Raw genomic sequence first — 18,448 nt, 5'->3', positions numbered from 1 at the left:
TACATATAAATAAGATAACAATATGAGAAGAAATTTATATATACTGGCACAGTGCACTTTCCTGTTGTTCATCACCCTGCTGGTGAATGGATGCAGCCTGCACGAAGAACCGGAAATGACTCCCGAAGGAGAACTGGGAGTGGACCCGACAGCTGTAACACTCAACCTTAATCTGGCAATGAATCTAAGTTTGGCAGAAAGAGCACCGGTGACCATCACCCGTGCGTCGGAAACCAACTATCTGCGTCGTTTCATCGTAGAAGCCTATCTGGATAGACAGGTGGCGGCACGGCAAACGGTATATGAAGAGGATTTTAACCGTGCCAGTCTGTCTGTTAGTATGAAGCTGCACGCCCGTAATTACCGCATCCTGGTGTGGGCCGATTATGTGAATGCGGAGACACCGGAACAGGGACTTGTTTACGATGCGGAGAATCTGGCTTTTATCCTTCCTGCCGGAAAGTATATAGGGAATAGCCGTTATAAAGATGTTTTTGCAGCTTCTGCTATGGCAGACCTGACTTCTTTCCGCAATCATTGGGGAGCTGAAACAAGTCTTGACGTTGAACTGTATCGCCCCGTAGCACGCTATGAACTGGTGGCTAAAGATGTGGCAACGTTTCTCAATAAACTGTCCACAGGCGGACTGAAAGGTGAAAGTTTTACCGCTTGTGTGAAGTACAGTGATTATTTGCCTACCGGCTACAATTTGTGGGACGATGTACCCAAGAACTCGCTCATGTACATGGAATATAAAGTGGCCTTTGAACGCCCTGCCGATGGTACGAAAGAACTGATACTGGGATTCGACTATGTGTTGACCGATGCCGGAGAAACCGTTTCCATCCCTGTAGAGCTCGAAATCTTGAATGAGAAGAATGAAGTGCTGGCACGTACAGCTTTCCGTATTCCTTGTGAACGGGGTAAAAACACAACGGTACGCGGTAACTTCCTGACTTCCGATGCCAATGGAGGAATAGGGATCGACCCCGATTATGACGGTGATCTGGAGGTAGACCTTGGAGAATTATAAAATAGACAAATCAATTAAGAATTGCTTAACCATAAAACAATTAAGATCATGAAAAAGAACTTATTTTATTCGCTAATGGCTTTGTTCGTAGTGCTTTTTGCATCCTGTGGACAAGAAGAAATCGTTTCGGACAACGGAACAGAAATCAATGCTCCTGTTACCATCTCTGTACAGGCTCCTGTAAATAACGTCTTTAGCCGTGCGGTTACCATCCCTGACGGTTATACGATGCAATGTATCATGCAATTACTGAATACTGATGGCAATAAGATAGGCGATCAAGTGACTAAACCGGTTACAGACGGTAAGGTATCTTTCACTATTTCCGTAGATGAACAAAAAGAAGTGTCGAAAGCATTGTTTTGGGCTGAATACGTACCGGAAAGTGGTGCTGCTAATAAAGTATATAACACTGCTGATTTGAGAGCAGTAGGATATAATACTGCATCATTCGATCTGACAAATGATGCGTTGATGGCAGCCAGCGACGCTTTCTGCGGAAAATTGGAAACGATTGGTAATGCCAGTGTGACATTGAAGCGCCCGTTTGCTAATGTGAGCGTAAAACCGAAGAATCCGGAAGTAGCTGCGGCAGCTAATAAACTGGAAATAACATACAACGCTTTGAGCGGATATGATATTTTAGAGGGTAAATGTTCTGCTACGACTCCTGTGACTTATACAAATGCAAGTTTTGCTTCTGCGGATGGCAATTGGTTCGCTAATTTCTTTTTTGCTCCTTCAAATGTAGGTAAATTTACAGAAGAAATAACCATGGCATTGAGTGGCGGATATAGTAAAGAGATTAAAATACCGGCAAATACATTACCTTTGGATGCTAATATGCAGATTATGGCTAAATTTGAAATCGGAGATGGAAACTTTGACATTGAAGTAGGAGTGGATCCGGATTATGAAGCATTGGAAATGAAAGTTGGTAGTTATATCAATGCAGAAGGTAAAGTGGTACGTGATGCAGCGGATGCTGTCGGTATTGTTTTCAAGATGGAGGCTATTGGTAGTGATGTGCCGGCTAATTATCCTGTAGCACTTCAAGGTAAGACAATTGCCGGATATGCGGTAGCGATTGAGAATGTGGCGACTGCTCGTCAGACTCTTAATACTGAATTATTGACTACTTTGGCTGAAACAGCTGCAGGTATGACAAATGGTACACAGACTACGGACGTTTTATTAACAGGTCTTGGAGATGTTGCCTTAAAACAACTTATGAGAAATGGGTGGGAGAACATGCTCCTGATAGTGAGAATTTGAGTGCATGGTATATTCCTACATTGTCGCAATTGAGTGCGTTCATGGGTACATTGTTTACTATGAAAGAGATACCAGCTACTGGTAGTGAGGACTTCAGAAACATGTCGGAGTTTGAATTTGTCAATGGCAAAATGTTTGATAGAGAAACGATTGCTACAGTGAATTATGCTTCTAGTACTATCAATAACCAAGGTAATGTTTCTGGTGTACGTATTAATGTAGCTGATGGTGTTGTTACTAATGCACAAGAGGCGGGTATCAGTGTTAAGACAGCTCTTAATCAACAAGCTCTTTGCCGCCCAATGATTACAATCTTTAAATAGTCACTGAATATTCGACCTTACTCAATAGAAATTCAAGGAAAGTGGGATCCCCCCATCCCGCTTTACCTTCTTCTTACATTGAAACTTTTGAAAATAGCCCTCTAATCTTATACCAAGAAAAGAAAATAATATGCACACCACATTTCGTCTATCGGTTTTTCTTTTGTTCATTGTACAGTTGTTCTGTAGCTGTACATCTGACTCGCTGCCCGAACCGGACAGTACGCAGCCAGAGACGCCTGCCGGAATTCCCGATGCCTATCAGGATAAGATACGGACGCAACCTTATCCCAAAGCAGATAATGAATTGTATCTGAATCCTGCTCCTCTTATTGTTCCTCAAGCCATGAAGACGGGCGAAAGACTGCAATTTTCCCTTTCGCGTACTGAAGATTTCAACAGTTCCGAAACGCTACTTTCCGAACCGCAGGAATGGTGTATGTATAATCTTCATCGTCGTTTGGAGGTCGGCACATGGTATTGGCGCTTTCGTTCCACCAATCTTAATGGAACTACGCCCGGTGAATGGAGTGCTATCTATCGTTTCGAAGTAAAGAATGATACACCGGAATTTGTAACACCTCCTTTTCAGACATTCTTAGCAAATGCTCCCCGTCTGCATCCTCGTATTTACTGTTTTTTAGACGACCGTATCGAAGAGGCTCGTAACCGTGTCACTTCACACCCTGAATATGCAGAACTACAAAGTCGTGCTTCACAGGCATTGAAAGCCGAATACACCGGAATGACTGATTTATATAGCCGTGCAGAAGAGCTCCGGCAACATGCCACTTATCTTTATCAGGCCTATCATTTAACCCAAAAAGAAATTTATGCCGAAAAGTTACGCCAGCTTCTCGAAGCGTTGATTGTCGCTCCCCCTGCTGATGGACAGCTTTTTGCATCCAACTTTACTGCTAGCAACATCGCATGGTGTCTTGTTGCAGCCTACGATCTGCTTTATAATAACTTGTCTGCTTCCGATCGTACTGCTGCCGAAGAACTGATGATGCGTGTGGCACGTTACTATTACAAGGTAAATTGCGGTTTTCAGGAAAACCATCTCTTTGATAATCATTTTTGGCAGCAGAATATGCGTGTCCTCTTTCAAGTGGCTTTGTCGCTTTACGACAAACCGGCTTATTCTTCCGAAGTGCTGCCCATGATGGAGTATTATTACGAATTATGGACAGCCCGCGCTCCTGCCTCCGGGTTCAATCGCGACGGTATATGGCACAATGGTACCGGTTATTTCAGTGCCAATATATTGACTTTGGCGTATATGCCGTCTCTTCTTTCATTTGTCAGTCGGTACGATTTTCTATCACATCCGTGGTATCAGAATGCCGGACGTTCGTTGGTTTATACTTGCCCGCCGGGATCGAAAAGCAACGGCTTTGGTGACAGTAGTGAAAAGGGGAGTGAACCCAACCGTTTGGTTGCTGCCTTTGCTGACTATCTGGCGTGTGAAACGGGTAATTCCTATGCCGGATGGTATGCCGGAGAATGTCGGGACCTGTTGCGTCGGGATTATGAATTGCGTCTTTACCGGATGTGCACCGATCAGGATTACAACACTGCTTTTCCTGCCGGGGCTGATAAAATGGTATGGTATAAAGACGCTGGTGAAGTAGCCATGCACAGTGCTCCGGAAGATACGGGAAAGGATCTTGCGCTCTCGTTCCGTTCCAGTACATTCGGGTCCGGCAGTCACACTACTGCCAGTCAGAATGCTTTTAACCTGTTGTATAAAGGTGTCGATGTGTATCGCAGTACGGGCTATTATCAGAATTTCAGCGATGCTCATAATCTGATGTCCTATCGCCATACGAGGGCGCATAATTCACTGTTGGTAAACGGTATCGGACAACCTTATTCTACCGAAGGTTATGGCAGTGTGATGCGTGCTATGGGCGGACAGCATATCAGTTACTGTTTGGGGGATGCTTCACATGCTTACAGAGGTATCAGCAATGACCCGATGTGGGTTGGCTACTTCAAGCAGGCAGGTATTGAGCAGACACCGGAAAATGGATTCGGTGCCACCCCGTTGACTAAATACCGCCGGCATGTGTTGATGCTTCATCCTCATACGGTGATTGTGTATGATGAACTGGAGGCTTCGGAAGCTGTCCGCTGGGAGTGGTTGTTGCATAGTCCTACGGAATTTAAGATGGATGTAACAAAGAAAACGTTGTCTACAAATAATAAAACCAAAGGATGGGTGGCAGTGACGCAACTGTTTGGAGGACATGTTTTTACGCTGTCTCAAACGGACCGTTTCGTAGTGCCGCCCGCCATCACCGGAGCGGAGTATCCTAACCAGTGGCACTTGACTGCACGGGTTGACGGTTGTTCTGCCACCCGTTTCCTGGCTATTATCCAGGTAGGAGATGAGGCTGTCCCTATTATCAACCGTGACGGTGATACCTTTAACGTAGGCGACTGGACGATTAAAGCGGTTTTGGATGCTTTCAAAGCACCCGAACTTGCAGTGAGTCATCGCACCGAACAGGCGGTATTTAGTTATGGAACAGACAATCCTGCGTTGAATGGCAATTTTTACTCTCGACAATATACGGGTTCTTCGTTGCTTTACGACGAGATAGACGGGGCTTATCAGGTGGTAGAAATGACCGACCGGAGTCCTATATCTACCCGGGTAGTAAATCAATGATAAACAATGAAATATAGTGAATATAAATAACAAACAGAATATGATGAAAAGTAGAATTATTTGCATTTTGTTGCTTCTTGTCGGTGTATCCGGCATTTATGCCCAGAGTTTGACCGTTACCGGTAAGGTGGTGGACAACGAAGGCTTGGAAGTGATTGGAGGAAATGTAACCGTGAAAGGAAAACAAAACACGGGTACCATTACTGATATCAATGGTAAATACACCATTACCGTTAGTGATCCGCAGAAAGATGTCTTGGTTTTCTCTTTTATCGGATTGGAAAATATGGAAGTACCCGTGAAAGGAAGAAAACAGATTGATGTGACCATGAAAGCTGCGTCGGTATTGTTGGATGAGGTGGTAGCTATCGGTTATGCAACAGTAAAGCGTAAAGACCTGACCGGTTCTGTGGCTTCTGTGAGAAGCGACGATTTGCTCAAAGTTCCTTCGTCTGATGTAACCCAGGCTTTAGCGGGACGTATGGCGGGTGTGCAGATTATACAAACAGACGGTCAGCCCGGTGCTACGATGTCAGTGCGTGTTCGTGGCGGTATATCAATTACGCAAAGCAACGAACCGCTTTATATTATCGACGGATTTCCGACGGAAGATGGCATGTCCAGCCTTGATCCTGCCGATATTGAAAGTATCGACGTGTTGAAAGATGCTTCGGCAACAGCCATCTACGGCGCCCGGGGAGCGAATGGCGTAGTGGTAATCACCACCAAAAGCGGTGCGAAAAGTGAAGGGAAAGCGACTCTTACTTTCGATTCTTATGTCGGTGTGCGTACGCTTGCCAAGCGGTTGGATGTATTAAGTGTAGAGGAATTTGTGTTGGCGGATTATGAAAGAACATTAGGAGATGCTACTGATCCCGAGGAAAGTATGCGGTCATGGCAGAATCGTTACGGTGGTTTTGTCGATCTTCATGAGAACTATGGCAATCGTAAAGGTATCGACTGGCTGGACCGTACGATGGGACGCACTACCGTTACGCAAAATTACCGGGTAGGCGTCAACGGTGGCAATGATAAGTTGAACTACAATATGTCTTATGGTTACTTCAAGGATGAAGGTGCGATGGTATATAGCGGCAGCGACAAACATAATATTGCGCTTAGCGTGAAAAGCGAAGTGAATAAGCGGCTCTCCGTTACAGGACGTATCAACTTCGATTATCTGAAAGTGTATGGAGCAGGTGTTGCCGGAAACGGTACGAATGAAGGCGGAAGTAATGTAGATGCAAAGTTTAATAAAATGGTTCAGATTTTGCAATACCGTCCTACCATTGGTATACGTGGCAATGACTCGGATTTGTTGGCAGGAGAAGACCCTGTATTAAGCGATGCGGACGGGAACGTGATGCAGAACCCGTTGATTGCCGCCGCTGAAGAAAAGGATAATAAGGAAACACGTACTTTGCAAGCCAATGGCGGACTGACTTTCAAAATCATCAAAGGATTGACCTTCCGCAACAATACGGGTATGCGTTATCAGCTTTACCGCCGGGAACTTTTCTATGGCGACCAATCTATAATGGGAAGACGTAACGGTATTTACGGCTCTATCAGAAATACGGAGACCGGAAGTTTTCAGACTTCTAACGTCCTGACTTATGACAAACGTTTTCAGAAGAAGCATAAAGTGGTGGTACAATTGGGACAGGAATTTGTAAAACGCTGGACTCGTGTACTCGAATCCGGTGTCAGTGGGTTGCCTACCGATGAGTTCATTTTGGGAGATATGAGTCTGGGTACTCCATCCGTTGCTTCGTCCGATGAAAACTATGATGATAATCTGCTCTCTTTCTTCGCTCGTCTCAACTATGACTTTACCGATAAGTATTTGTTTTCCGCAACTTTCCGTGCGGATGGCTCTTCTAAATTCGGTAAGAATAATAAATGGGGATATTTTCCTGCCGTATCAGCAGCATGGCGTGTGGGTGAAGAGGATTTTATAAAGAAACTGAATGTTTTCTCCGACTTGAAATTCCGTATCGGATACGGTTTGGCGGGTAACAACAGAATCGGTAGTTATAACAGCCTTGCTTTGATGTCTTCCATCATCACAGCTATGGGAGATCAGCTTACTCCCGGTTATGCTTCCAAGCAGATACCGAATCCCGATCTGAAGTGGGAAGCGAACAAGACTTTTAATATGGGGGTCGATTTAGGATTTCTGAATCAACGTATTACCATTTCACCCGAATTCTATATAAATAGGAGTAGTAACTTGCTGCTCAACGCCCAGTTGCCTTATTCTTCCGGTTATCAGAGTATGTTGATTAATGCCGGAGAAACGAAGAATGTAGGTGTGGAACTGACTGTGAATACTGTGAATTTCTCTACAAAGAAGTTTAGTTGGAACACTACACTGACGCTGTCTCACAATAAAAATTCAGTGAAAGCATTGACCGGTGAGGCGGTGCAACTCTATGAAGCCAGGTTCGGCTTTAACCAAAACACTCATCGTATTGCTGTCGGAGAACCATTAGGACAGTTCTATGGTTACATCACCGAAGGGCTGTATCAGGTAGATGATTTCAATTATGATGCTTCTACGCAGACCTATACCCTGAAAGATGGGATACCTTATCATGGTGATAAAGGCCGGATTCGTCCGGGTATGTGGAAGTTTAAGAACTTGACCGGAGACGATAATGTGATTGATGAAAATGATAAAACGGTCATTGGTAACGCTCAACCGAAATTCTACGGAGGATTGAACAACTCTTTTACTTACAAAGGATTTGATTTGAGTATATTCCTGACTTTCAGCTATGGCAACGAAGTGCTGAATGCGACCAAACTGGTTACCAGTAAGGTAGGTAGCTTGAACTACAACGCATTGGATGTGATGAATAGCTCTAATCGTTGGATGACCATCAATTCGGATGGACAGAAAGTGACAGATCCCGGAGAACTGTCTGCTCTGAATGCTGGTAAAACCGTAGCTGCTTATCATGATGCTCAACAAGGAGACAATTATATTCATTCATGGGCAGTGGAGGATGCTTCCTATTTGAAACTAAGTAATGTGACTTTGGGATATACATTCCCTAAAAACCTGATTGCAAGGGTAGGATTGAAGAACTTGCGTTTGTATGCCACCGGTAATAATCTCTTGACTTGGACTAAGTATTCAGGTTTCGATCCGGAAGTCTCTACGATGAAAAGCGGTTTGACACCGGGTGTTGACTTTGGGGCATATCCGCTTAGCCGTTCTTTTATTTTTGGTCTCAACGTAGCATTTTAATTCTTTAAATACATAGTAATCATGAAAAATATACATCTATTATATGCCGTATTCGCCCTATTGGCAACAGGATTTTCCTCTTGTGAGGATTTGCTGACGGAAGAACCTAACTCAAAATATGACCGGGACCGCTATTTCGATTCGGAAGATAAAGCGGAAATGGCAGTGATGGGAATATATAGTTCATTGTCGGACTTTAATCATTACGGTTGGTACGAAATGGCTTCTCCCGCATCGGATGATACCTATTATACGGCTCGCACACAGTCTGACAATCAGGTTCACGATATTGCACATTATCAGCTAAACTCCACGAATACGTGGATTGAAAGTATCTGGAAACTGAAATATGAGGGAATCGACCGGGCTAACCTCACCATTGACGGAATCTGTGGCATGACAGGATACGCAGAAAATACCCGTCTGAAAGCATTGGAAGCGGAAGCTCGCTTTCTGCGTGCTTTCCTCGCATTTGATTTGGTGAGATATTGGGGAGATGTGCCTTTCAAAACATCTTATTCATCATCCTACGAATCTGCTTTTGGTGAACGTGTGAACAGGGAAGTGATTTATGACGAGATTATATCCGACCTTACTTTCGCTAAAAACAATCTGGATTGGGCAACTGCTTCTTCCAGTCCCGAACGGGTGACGCAAGGGGCTGCCCGTGCATTGCTGATGCGTGTATATTTGCAACGTGCAGGATATAGCCTTCAATCGAATGGACAGTTGCAGCGTCCGGAGGACAGTAAGCGGATGGAATATTTCGATGCAGTGATAAAAGAGTGGGAGGCTTTTGAAAAGAAAGGGTACCATGATTTTTATGACGGTGGTTATGAGGCACTCTTTAAAAGCTACTCGCAGGGGGTACTGAATAATAAGGAGAGCCTTTGGGAGATTGCTTTCTATCATTCGCAAGGACGTCGTAACGGTGGAGCATGGGGGATTTATAACGGTTCGCAGGTGGCGGAACCTACCGGAGTTTCTGCATCTGAATCAAGTCAGTATATGGGACGTGCCAATGGTTTCTTTATAGTCGTTCCCGAATGGCGTAACTTCTTCGAAGCGAGCGATAAACGCCGTGATGTTGCTATTTGCACCTATCGTTATACTTGGAATGGTACTAAAAAAGAGCATGTAAAAGAAGAAAGAAGCGCAGGAAGCTGGTATGTGGGAAAATGGCGTCGGGAATGGATGCCGAAAGAGTCATGGAACAAGAATATCAATTATGCGGATGTGAACTATTGCCCTTTGCGTTATGCTGATGTGGTATTGATGGCTGCCGAAGCGTATAATGAAACAGGAACAGATAGACAAAAAGCATGGGATTTGTTGAATAGCGTACGTACACGTGCTGAAGCAACTTCTATTACAGAAGCGAATTATGATGAAATGATGAGCGCACGGAAAAAGACACATAACCTGACTTTCATTGACGACTCTGCACCAGAAGGAAAGTTCCGTACGGCTCTCTACTGGGAACGTGGCTTTGAACTGGCTTTTGAAGGACAACGCAAATATGATCTGATACGTTGGGGAGTGTTGGGAAAGGCTCTGAAACTGTTTGGTGAGATCAGTTCCGTCAATCAGAAAGAGAACAAACCATATCCGGCTTACCGGAATTTTACGGAGGGTAAACATGAACTTTTCCCTATCCCTCTGAAAGAGATACAAAGTAATCCGAAACTCAATGGAATGAATAATAACGGGTATTGAGAAGACTCTCAATAGAATAGGCGACTGGAAAAATATACAAAAATAGTTTGCCAATTCAAAGAAAAGCCGTACTTTTGCAAGCCGATTATTATCACAAAATGATAAGAGATTAATTCATAGCAAGTTAGTATTCCTTTGTCCGGGGAAGACTAATGAGTGGTGAAGAAATTTTTAGTAGTAACATTTAAAAAACAAAATTAGAGTGGATACTTTAAGTTACAAGACCATTTCTGCAAACAAAGCGACTGTAACCAAAGAATGGGTTATCGTTGACGCTACAGACCAAACATTAGGCCGTCTGGGAGCAAAAGTTGCAAAATTGCTGAGAGGAAAGTACAAACCAAACTTTACTCCTCACGTAGACTGCGGTGATAACGTTATCATCATCAATGCAGACAAAGTAAAACTGACTGGTAACAAATGGAATGACAGAGTTTATTTGTCATATACAGGTTATCCTGGTGGTCAGAGAGAAATGACTCCTGCCCGTTTGATTACAAAACCGAACGGTGAAGAGAGATTACTGAAAAAAGTAGTGAAGGGCATGCTTCCTAAGAATATCCTGGGAGCTAAATTGCTGAATAACTTGTATGTTTACGCTGGTAGCGAACACAAACAAGCTGCTCAGAACCCGAAAATGATTGATATTAATTCATATAAATAAGATATAATGGAAGTAGTAAATGCATTAGGCAGACGTAAACGTGCTATTGCACGCATATTCGTAAGCGAAGGTACAGGAAAGATTACTATTAACAAGAGAGACCTTGCAGAGTACTTTCCATCAACTATTCTTCAGTATGTTGTAAAACAACCATTGAACAAGCTGGGTGCTGCTGAGAAGTATGACATCAAGGTGAACTTGTGTGGTGGTGGTTTCACTGGTCAGTCTCAGGCATTGCGTTTGGCAATTGCTCGTGCACTGGTTAAGATGAACGCTGAAGATAAAGCTGCTCTTCGTGCAGAAGGCTTCATGACTCGTGACCCTCGTTCTGTTGAACGTAAGAAACCGGGACAGCCGAAAGCTCGTAGAAGATTCCAGTTCAGCAAGCGTTAATGTGCTGCCTGATAGAGGAATATGTTTAGTATCTAACTACTGGGACTCTGCTCATAGACTACCCAGCGGTTGGTTTAGAAAAAACAAAAAAGAAAGTAAACGATTTAAAGAAAAAAACAAGATGTCAAGAACAAATTTTGATACATTATTGGAGGCTGGTTGCCACTTCGGACACCTTAAGAGAAAGTGGAACCCTGCAATGGCTCCTTATATTTTCATGGAACGCAATGGTATTCATATCATTGACCTCCACAAAACAGTTGCAAAAGTAGACGAAGCTGCTGAAGCTTTGAAACAGATTGCCAAATCTGGCAAGAAAGTTCTTTTTGTTGCTACTAAAAAACAAGCTAAACAAGTTGTAGCTGAGAAAGCTCAATCTGTTAATATGCCTTATGTAATCGAACGCTGGCCGGGTGGTATGTTGACTAACTTCCCGACTATCCGTAAGGCTGTGAAGAAAATGGCTACTATCGATAAATTGACTAACGATGGTACTTACTCTAACCTTTCTAAGAGAGAAGTTCTTCAGATTTCTCGTCAACGTGCAAAATTGGACAAGACTTTGGGATCTATCGCTGACCTGACTCGTCTGCCGTCTGCATTGTTCGTTATCGACGTAATGAAAGAAAACATCGCAGTTCGCGAAGCTAACCGTCTGGGTATCCCTGTATTTGGTATCGTTGATACTAACTCTGATCCTTCAAACGTAGATTTCGTAATTCCTGCTAACGATGACGCTACTAAATCAGTAGAAGTTATCTTGGATGCTTGCTGCGCTGCAATGATCGAAGGTTTGGAAGAAAGAAAAGCTGAAAAGATCGATATGGAAGCTGCTGGTGAAGCTCCTGCTAACAAAGGCAAGAAGAAATCAGTGAAAGCTAGACTCGACAAGTCTGACGAAGAAGCTATCAACGCAGCTAAAGCTGCTGCTTTCATCAAGGAAGACGAAGAGGCTTAATATATAAAATGTGCCAATTTGCTAATGTGCAAGAGTATATTTATACGCTTGTATCTTGATTGGCAGATTGGCACATTTTTTTGTTTCGAAAATTATTATTCATTTAAATAAAGGAAATTATTATGGCTGTAAGTATGGCTGATATTACCACTGCGCAAAATGACCGGAGCTGGTATGATGGATTGCAAAAACGCGTTGACTGAAGCTGAAGGCGATTTCGACAAGGCAATGGAAATTATCCGTAAGAAAGGACAAGCTGTTGCTGCTAAGCGTTCGGAACGTGAAGCTTCTGAAGGTTGCGTTTTGGCTAAAACTACCGGTGACCGTGCTGTTATCGTTGCTTTGAAGTGTGAAACTGACTTTGTGGCTCAGAATGCTGATTTCGTGAAACTGACTCAGGATATTCTTGATCTTGCTGTGGCTAATAAATGCGCTACTTTGGACGAAGTAAAAGCATTGCCGATGGGTAACGGTACTGTACAGGATGCAGTGACTGACCGTAGCGGTATCACAGGTGAGAAAATGGAACTGGATGGTTACATGACTGTAGAAGGTGTATGCACTGCTGTTTACAATCACATGAACAGAAATGGTCTTTGCACGATTGTTGCTTTCAACAAGGAAGTGAACGAGCAGTTGGCTAAGCAAATAGCTATGCAGATTGCTGCCATGAACCCGATTGCTATTGATGAAGATGGCGTTTCTGAAGAAGTAAAACAGAAAGAAATTGAAGTTGCTATTGAGAAGACAAAAGCAGAACAGGTACAGAAAGCTGTAGAGGCTGCTCTGAAGAAAGCTAACATCAACCCGGCTCATGTGGACAGCGAAGAACACATGGATAGCAACATGGCTAAAGGATGGATTACAGCTGAAGATGTAGCTAAAGCAAAAGAAATCATGCTACTGTTTCTGCAGAGAAGGCTGCACACCTGCCTGAACAAATGATTCAGAACATCGCGAAAGGTCGTCTGGGCAAGTTCTTGAAAGAAGTTTGCTTATTGAACCAGGAAGATATCATGGACGGTAAGAAAACTGTAAGAGAAGTGTTGGCTGCTGCTGACCCTGAACTGAAGATTGTTGATTTCAAGCGTTTCACTTTGAAAGCTGAATAATCAATCAGATTCAAATTCTATGATGTGTCCTTAAAAACGGAACACGTTAACTTAATAGAGGTATTCATTAAGACTCTCTATTTGAAGATACAAGAAAGGCAACTAATTCATAACGAGTTAGTTGCCTTTTCTTTTGATTTGATCTTATCATTCCTTTCCTCAAGAAACTGCCATGTATAACATGAGGCACATTCTTGGGGAGGATTATTTCAATGCTTTGTCTATTTCCTTCATCAGCTTGTCCATTTCCTCTTTTTTATAACCGACAGTGGCGGATATCACTTTCCCGTCTTTGTTGATTAAGTAACTTCTGGGAATGTATTGACTGGCAAACTTACCTGTGACTTCCCGTTTCGGGTCCGGGTAGAGAGGAAATGTAAACCCTTTACGCTTGTTGTATTCCGTTAATTGATCGTCGGTATGTTCGCGCCCGATTACTAACATGCAGAAATCTTTGTTGTCCTTATATTTAGGCCAGAGTGTTTTTTGAACTTCAGCCAGTTCGCTTTGGCAAGGACCACACCAAGTAGCGAAAATATTGATTAATACAACTTTCCCTTTCAAGTCCTCGGAGTTTACAGTACCGTTCACTGTTGAATGAAGGGTGAAAGCAGGCATACTATCGCCTACCTTGACGATATCAGCATTGTTGTCTTGTGCAAATGACAACAGTGAGAATAACGCTGCTGCACAGAATAATGTTACTTTTCTCATATCTTTAAAATTTCTAGTTACAAAATGCTATTTAGTTTAACCTCCTATACCTTTTGTTTTAGAGTATCCTTCTTTAATGAGCAGCTCTATGATTTTGGTTTTGAAATCTCCTTGTACCATAATCTCTCCGTCTTTAGCCGATCCGCCTACTCCGCATTTGCTTTTCAGTAGCTTACCCAGCTCTTTCAAGTCGTTTTCTGTACCTATAAATCCGGTAATTAATGTGACCACTTTACCGCCCCGGTTCTTTTTGTCAATGGAAACTCGCAGGCTTTGTTTGTTTTTGTCGAGAGTAACTTGCTCTTCATCGTTATCCATTTCATAGCCGAAGTCCGGATTCGTGGAATACACTACGTTTAATCTATCTTTCCAATCATTATTTTTCATACTCGTCATTTTTAATCCTTTTCAAAAGTATTAAACTTATGGAAAAGAGCAAAATTTGAACCTCTTTTCATTGTTTTGTTTAATCTCTATTAAGGTTTTCTGTTATAGGGTTGTCAGTCTCAAAAAAGATTGTACTTTTGCAAAATACCAAATTTAGTAAGAAGTATGAGCACATCTATACGAAAAGAGGCGGATAAAGTGCCGGAGCCTACCTTGCGCAGACTTCCCTGGTATCTGTCCAATATAAAACTAATGAAAGAAAAAGGAGAGCAGTACGTCTCTTCTACACAAATCTCTAAGGAAATAAATATTGATGCTTCTCAAATCGCCAAGGATTTATCCTACGTCAATATCTCCGGGCGCACGAGAGTAGGGTATAACATTGATGCGCTGATTGAAGTGTTGGAGAGTTTTCTTGGATTTACCAATATGCACAAAGCCTTCTTGTTTGGTGTAGGTAGCTTGGGAGCTGCTTTGCTTCGGGATTCAGGTTTGCATCATTTCGGGCTGGAGATTGTGGCAGCTTTTGATGTGAATCCGGAATTGGTGGGAAAAGACCTGAATGGTATTCCTATTTTTCACTCTGATGATTTTGAGGCAAAGATGAAAGAATACGATGTAAATATCGGTGTGTTGACCGTGCCTATTAATATTGCTCAGGAAATTACAGATAAGATGGTAGACGGAGGTATAAAAGCCGTATGGAACTTTACTCCTTTCCGAATTCGTGTACCCGAGAATATTGTGGTGCAGAATACGTCTTTATATGCTCATTTGGCTGTTATGTTTAACCGATTGAATTTTAACGAGAAATAATGAAGATTATTGCAGTAGGCATGAACTACGCCCAGCATAACAAAGAACTGGGACATACACAAGTAAATACGGAGCCGGTGATTTTTATGAAGCCTGATTCTGCTATTCTGAAAGATGGCAAACCGTTTTTCATCCCCGACTTTTCCAACGAGATACATTATGAAACGGAATTGGTAGTCCGTATCAACCGATTGGGGAAAAATATCGCTTCCCGTTTCGCTAACCGCTATTATGATGCTGTGACAGTCGGTATCGACTTTACAGCCCGTGACCTTCAACGAAAGTTCCGTGAGCAGGGGAACCCCTGGGAGCTTTGTAAAGGTTTTGATTCATCGGCTGCTATTGGGACTTTTGTTCCGGTAGAGCATTATAAAGATATTCAAAATCTGAACTTCAATCTGTTGATCGACGGTAAAGAAGTACAGCGTGGCTGTACAGCAGATATGCTTTTCAAGATAGATGATATTATCGCTTATGTCAGTCAGTTTGTAACGTTGAAAATCGGTGATCTACTCTTTACGGGGACTCCTGTCGGTGTAGGTCCTGTTAGTATCGGACAGCGTTTGCAAGGTTATCTGGAAGAGGAAAAACTGCTGGATTTCCATATCCGTTGATCTTTTTTATTCATTAGTACTCATTTGTTATACAAAATATGAAGATAAGAGTAGGCTTTGGCTTCGACGTACATCAGCTGGTCGAAGGGCGTGAATTGTGGCTGGGTGGTATTCTTTTGGAACATACAAAAGGATTGTTGGGACATTCGGATGCTGATGTATTGTTGCATGCGGTTTGCGATGCTTTGTTAGGGGCGGCGAATATGCGTGATATCGGCTATCACTTTCCCGATACGGCTGGAGAATTTAAAAACATAGATAGCAAAATTCTGCTGAAGAAAACAGTGGAATTGATTGCTACCAAAGGATATAAAGTGGGTAATATCGATGCAACCATTTGTGCCGAACGCCCGAAATTAAAGGCACACATTCCTTTGATGCAAGAGACGATGGCAACTGTCATGGGAATTGATGCGGATGATATTTCCATTAAGGCGACTACTACCGAGAAACTCGGTTTTACGGGTCGTGAAGAAGGTATATCAGCCTATGCTACCGTATTGATAGAGAAGATTTCTTAACCCCTAAAACAAATAAATATGATTCGGCTCTTAAAAATTTACTTAACACTTACCTTTTTGTTGGTAACGACTTTTTGTATGGCTCAAAAGAGTGAACTGAAATTTAGTAAAGATGGTAAATTCAAAATTGTGCAATTTACCGATGTGCATTTTAAATACGGCAACCGGGCTTCTGATATCGCTTTGGAACGCATAAATCAGGTGCTTGATGATGAACGCCCGGATTTGGTAATTTTTACCGGCGATGTTGTTTATTCTGCTCCGGCAGATTCCGGAATGTTGCAGGTATTGGAACCGGTAGTTAAACGCAAACTGCCTTTCGTGGTCACTTTTGGTAATCATGACAATGAACAGGGAATGGCACGGGAACAGTTATATGATATTATCCGTAAAGTTCCCGGCAATTTATTGCCAGACCGGGGAACAGTCTTATCGCCGGACTATGTATTAACCGTGAAATCGTCTTCTAATGTAAAGAAGGATGCAGCTTTGCTTTATTGCATGGATTCTCATTCCTATTCTCCTTTGAAAGATGTGAAGGGATATGCATGGCTTACATTCGATCAGATAAACTGGTATCGCCAGCAGAGTGCAGCTTATAAAGCGCAAAATGGTGGACAGCCTTTGCCGGCTCTTGCCTTTTTCCATATTCCTCTTCCTGAATACAATGAAGCTGCCCGTACCGAAAATGCGATTCTTCGCGGAACTCGTATGGAGGAAGCTTGTGCACCTAAATTGAATACGGGAATGTTTGCGGCAATGAAAGAAGCGGGTGATGTGATGGGTATGTTTGTAGGACACGATCATGATAATGATTATGCAGTGATGTGGAAAGGTATTCTTCTGGCTTATGGACGCTTCACCGGTGGAAATACGGAATATAATCATTTGCCTAACGGGGCCCGTATCATCGTATTAGATGAGGGGGCTCGTACATTTACGTCCTGGATTCGTCAGAAAGACGGAGTGGTGGATAAAATTTCTTATCCGGCAAGTTTTGTCAAGGACGATTGGACTAAACGTTGAGGCTTGCGAACTTCACATGGCTAAGGCGCGTGTACTTTGAACCATAGCTTTCGTATTGGCGTGATACTTTCGCCGATGCAATGTAGATAATATCTCCCAGTCGGTATTCATGTTCTATCCCTGATAGAGTGCATGAAACCGCACTGGGATTTTTTGATGGAATACTTATAATAACCAGGTTTCCACTGGCATCGGTTAAAGTCAGTATCTGCTTGACAAAAAACTGTGGGGTAGTGCCGTTCACTCTTGTTTTGTATGGATCGTCTTCCAGTCGTACGCGTGTGACTTTTAATTTTAAGTCAGTCAGTTTTTCCCCTAATTCTCCCAAATAGCGGCTTGATGAACGTTTCTCTCTCGACTTTCTGATCATGATATCCAAATGTATGGAATGATAAGCCTGTGCTATTTGGACGAAGCGTTCCTGTTTAGGTATTTTTGGGGTGAACTTGTAAGCTACCCAACTTAAATAGGCAGGATCTATCTTCAAAATTTCATGAAGAAAATGTCCCCGGTATTTTCCGAAGAAGATGAGGTCGTCACCGTTACTCTGCATTCTTTTCTCATTGTAATCCATGAGAATAAGGCAACGCCTTGAATAGTAAAACATCGTACTGGCTATTCGGAGGGATTCGTTAATGTCCGGTGACAGGTCATGTATATAAAGAATAGATTGCTTTTCGGGCAGGGGAGAGTACAGCCAAAGGGAATAGTTTGGTTTCCCCGGTCGGGGCAACACCACCAAGTAGACTCCTGCCTCTTTAAAAGAGGCTCTGCCTCGGTTGTACTCATTCAATTTGGCATACAATAAGGCTTCTTCGTTTTCGGAAATGCCCGGTAATCTAGGGTTAGCCATAATTGTTCTCGCTTTTGGTATATTTCAAATATAAGGATTTTCTTTCAGAAAAGCAACTTTTCTCTTTGAAATCTCGTACATTTGTAACCATGTAAATTTTCAAAATTCGA

General features: G+C 42.7%; 14 protein-coding genes and 2 pseudogenes. 13 read left to right on the top strand and 3 right to left on the bottom strand.

Translation table 11 applies throughout. The features are described 5' to 3' along the window. The first annotated feature begins 22 nt into the window (after positions 1–22). From DXA05_RS15270 to tsf, 9 genes and pseudogenes are all read left to right on the top strand, one after another. Complete coding sequence (locus tag DXA05_RS15270) at positions 23–1,033, top strand: DUF6562 domain-containing protein (RefSeq protein ID WP_128859344.1); 1,011 nt, start codon at positions 23–25, stop codon at positions 1,031–1,033. 48 nt (positions 1,034–1,081) lie between these two features. Next, a pseudogene (locus DXA05_RS15265) lies at positions 1,082–2,631 on the top strand (hypothetical protein). A gap of 130 nt (positions 2,632–2,761) precedes the next feature. After that, the gene (locus tag DXA05_RS15260) at positions 2,762–5,308 is read left to right on the top strand and encodes a DUF4962 domain-containing protein (protein ID WP_128859343.1); all 2,547 of its coding nucleotides are present in this window, start codon (positions 2,762–2,764) and stop codon (positions 5,306–5,308) included. A gap of 40 nt (positions 5,309–5,348) precedes the next feature. Further along, positions 5,349–8,564 carry a TonB-dependent receptor gene (locus tag DXA05_RS15255; RefSeq protein ID WP_128859342.1) on the top strand — a complete coding sequence of 1,072 codons (3,216 nt, stop codon included), beginning with the start codon at positions 5,349–5,351 and terminating at the stop codon, positions 8,562–8,564. Between the two features lie 21 nt (positions 8,565–8,585). Then, positions 8,586–10,280 (top strand): RagB/SusD family nutrient uptake outer membrane protein, encoded by a 1,695-nt coding sequence (locus DXA05_RS15250; RefSeq protein ID WP_120067232.1) that lies wholly within the window; start codon positions 8,586–8,588, stop codon positions 10,278–10,280. A gap of 202 nt (positions 10,281–10,482) precedes the next feature. Next, positions 10,483–10,944 carry a 50S ribosomal protein L13 gene (gene rplM, locus DXA05_RS15245; RefSeq protein ID WP_004297202.1) on the top strand — a complete coding sequence of 154 codons (462 nt, stop codon included), beginning with the start codon at positions 10,483–10,485 and terminating at the stop codon, positions 10,942–10,944. Positions 10,945–10,950: 6 nt separating this feature from the next. After that, positions 10,951–11,337 (top strand): 30S ribosomal protein S9, encoded by a 387-nt coding sequence (rpsI, locus tag DXA05_RS15240; RefSeq protein WP_004297203.1) that lies wholly within the window; start codon positions 10,951–10,953, stop codon positions 11,335–11,337. 121 nt (positions 11,338–11,458) lie between these two features. Beyond that, entirely contained in the window at positions 11,459–12,295 is an 837-nt protein-coding gene (rpsB, locus tag DXA05_RS15235) for a 30S ribosomal protein S2 (protein ID WP_004297204.1), read from the top strand. A gap of 122 nt (positions 12,296–12,417) precedes the next feature. Continuing rightward, positions 12,418–13,407: pseudogene (gene tsf / locus DXA05_RS15230) on the top strand (translation elongation factor Ts). Positions 13,408–13,611: 204 nt separating this feature from the next. On the opposite strand, the gene DXA05_RS15225 reads toward tsf, so the two are convergent. Further along, positions 13,612–14,121 (bottom strand): TlpA disulfide reductase family protein, encoded by a 510-nt coding sequence (locus DXA05_RS15225; RefSeq protein WP_009038982.1) that lies wholly within the window; start codon positions 14,119–14,121, stop codon positions 13,612–13,614. Between the two features lie 36 nt (positions 14,122–14,157). Continuing rightward, complete coding sequence (locus tag DXA05_RS15220) at positions 14,158–14,508, bottom strand: translation initiation factor (RefSeq protein WP_004314718.1); 351 nt, start codon at positions 14,506–14,508, stop codon at positions 14,158–14,160. A 165-nt stretch (positions 14,509–14,673) separates the two neighbouring features. Between DXA05_RS15220 and DXA05_RS15215 the strand changes: the two genes are divergently transcribed. From DXA05_RS15215 to DXA05_RS15200, 4 genes are read left to right on the top strand one after another with little or no spacing between them, the layout of a single operon-like run. Continuing rightward, positions 14,674–15,324 (top strand): redox-sensing transcriptional repressor Rex, encoded by a 651-nt coding sequence (locus DXA05_RS15215; RefSeq protein ID WP_004297208.1) that lies wholly within the window; start codon positions 14,674–14,676, stop codon positions 15,322–15,324. Then, the gene (locus DXA05_RS15210; RefSeq protein WP_128859341.1) at positions 15,324–15,938 is read left to right on the top strand and encodes a fumarylacetoacetate hydrolase family protein; all 615 of its coding nucleotides are present in this window, start codon (positions 15,324–15,326) and stop codon (positions 15,936–15,938) included. The genes DXA05_RS15215 and DXA05_RS15210 overlap by 1 nt, the downstream gene beginning before the upstream one ends. Before the next feature lie 38 nt (positions 15,939–15,976). After that, positions 15,977–16,459, top strand: coding sequence for a 2-C-methyl-D-erythritol 2,4-cyclodiphosphate synthase (gene ispF, locus DXA05_RS15205; protein WP_004308656.1), 483 nt, complete (start codon positions 15,977–15,979; stop codon positions 16,457–16,459). 18 nt (positions 16,460–16,477) lie between these two features. Further along, positions 16,478–17,485 carry a metallophosphoesterase family protein gene (locus DXA05_RS15200; protein WP_008020456.1) on the top strand — a complete coding sequence of 336 codons (1,008 nt, stop codon included), beginning with the start codon at positions 16,478–16,480 and terminating at the stop codon, positions 17,483–17,485. On the opposite strand, the gene DXA05_RS15195 is transcribed toward DXA05_RS15200, so the two are convergent. Further along, entirely contained in the window at positions 17,475–18,338 is an 864-nt protein-coding gene (locus DXA05_RS15195; RefSeq protein WP_004309389.1) for a hypothetical protein, read from the bottom strand. The genes DXA05_RS15200 and DXA05_RS15195 overlap by 11 nt on opposite strands. Between the last annotated feature and the right edge of the window lie 110 nt (positions 18,339–18,448).

It is taken from the genome of Bacteroides sp. AM54-2NS (assembly GCF_003602935.1).
GTDB lineage: Bacteria > Bacteroidota > Bacteroidia > Bacteroidales > Bacteroidaceae > Bacteroides > Bacteroides xylanisolvens.
Note: the sequence above shows the minus strand (reverse complement) of the source record. Positions and strands in the feature narration are given on the sequence as shown.

Bases quoted from the DNA above. Each gene is read 5' to 3' on its own strand.
- DXA05_RS15270 (WP_128859344.1), top strand. From the start codon at position 23: ATGAGAAGAAATTTATATATACTGGCACAGTGCACTTTCCTGTTGTTC.
- DXA05_RS15260 (WP_128859343.1), top strand. From the start codon at position 2,762: ATGCACACCACATTTCGTCTATCGGTTTTTCTTTTGTTCATTGTACAG.
- DXA05_RS15255 (WP_128859342.1), top strand. From the start codon at position 5,349: ATGATGAAAAGTAGAATTATTTGCATTTTGTTGCTTCTTGTCGGTGTA.
- DXA05_RS15250 (WP_120067232.1), top strand. From the start codon at position 8,586: ATGAAAAATATACATCTATTATATGCCGTATTCGCCCTATTGGCAACA.
- rpsI (WP_004297203.1), top strand. From the start codon at position 10,951: ATGGAAGTAGTAAATGCATTAGGCAGACGTAAACGTGCTATTGCACGC.
- rpsB (WP_004297204.1), top strand. From the start codon at position 11,459: ATGTCAAGAACAAATTTTGATACATTATTGGAGGCTGGTTGCCACTTC.
- DXA05_RS15225 (WP_009038982.1), bottom strand. From the start codon at position 14,121: ATGAGAAAAGTAACATTATTCTGTGCAGCAGCGTTATTCTCACTGTTG.
- DXA05_RS15220 (WP_004314718.1), bottom strand. From the start codon at position 14,508: ATGAAAAATAATGATTGGAAAGATAGATTAAACGTAGTGTATTCCACG.
- DXA05_RS15215 (WP_004297208.1), top strand. From the start codon at position 14,674: ATGAGCACATCTATACGAAAAGAGGCGGATAAAGTGCCGGAGCCTACC.
- DXA05_RS15210 (WP_128859341.1), top strand. From the start codon at position 15,324: ATGAAGATTATTGCAGTAGGCATGAACTACGCCCAGCATAACAAAGAA.
- ispF (WP_004308656.1), top strand. From the start codon at position 15,977: ATGAAGATAAGAGTAGGCTTTGGCTTCGACGTACATCAGCTGGTCGAA.
- DXA05_RS15200 (WP_008020456.1), top strand. From the start codon at position 16,478: ATGATTCGGCTCTTAAAAATTTACTTAACACTTACCTTTTTGTTGGTA.
- DXA05_RS15195 (WP_004309389.1), bottom strand. From the start codon at position 18,338: ATGGCTAACCCTAGATTACCGGGCATTTCCGAAAACGAAGAAGCCTTA.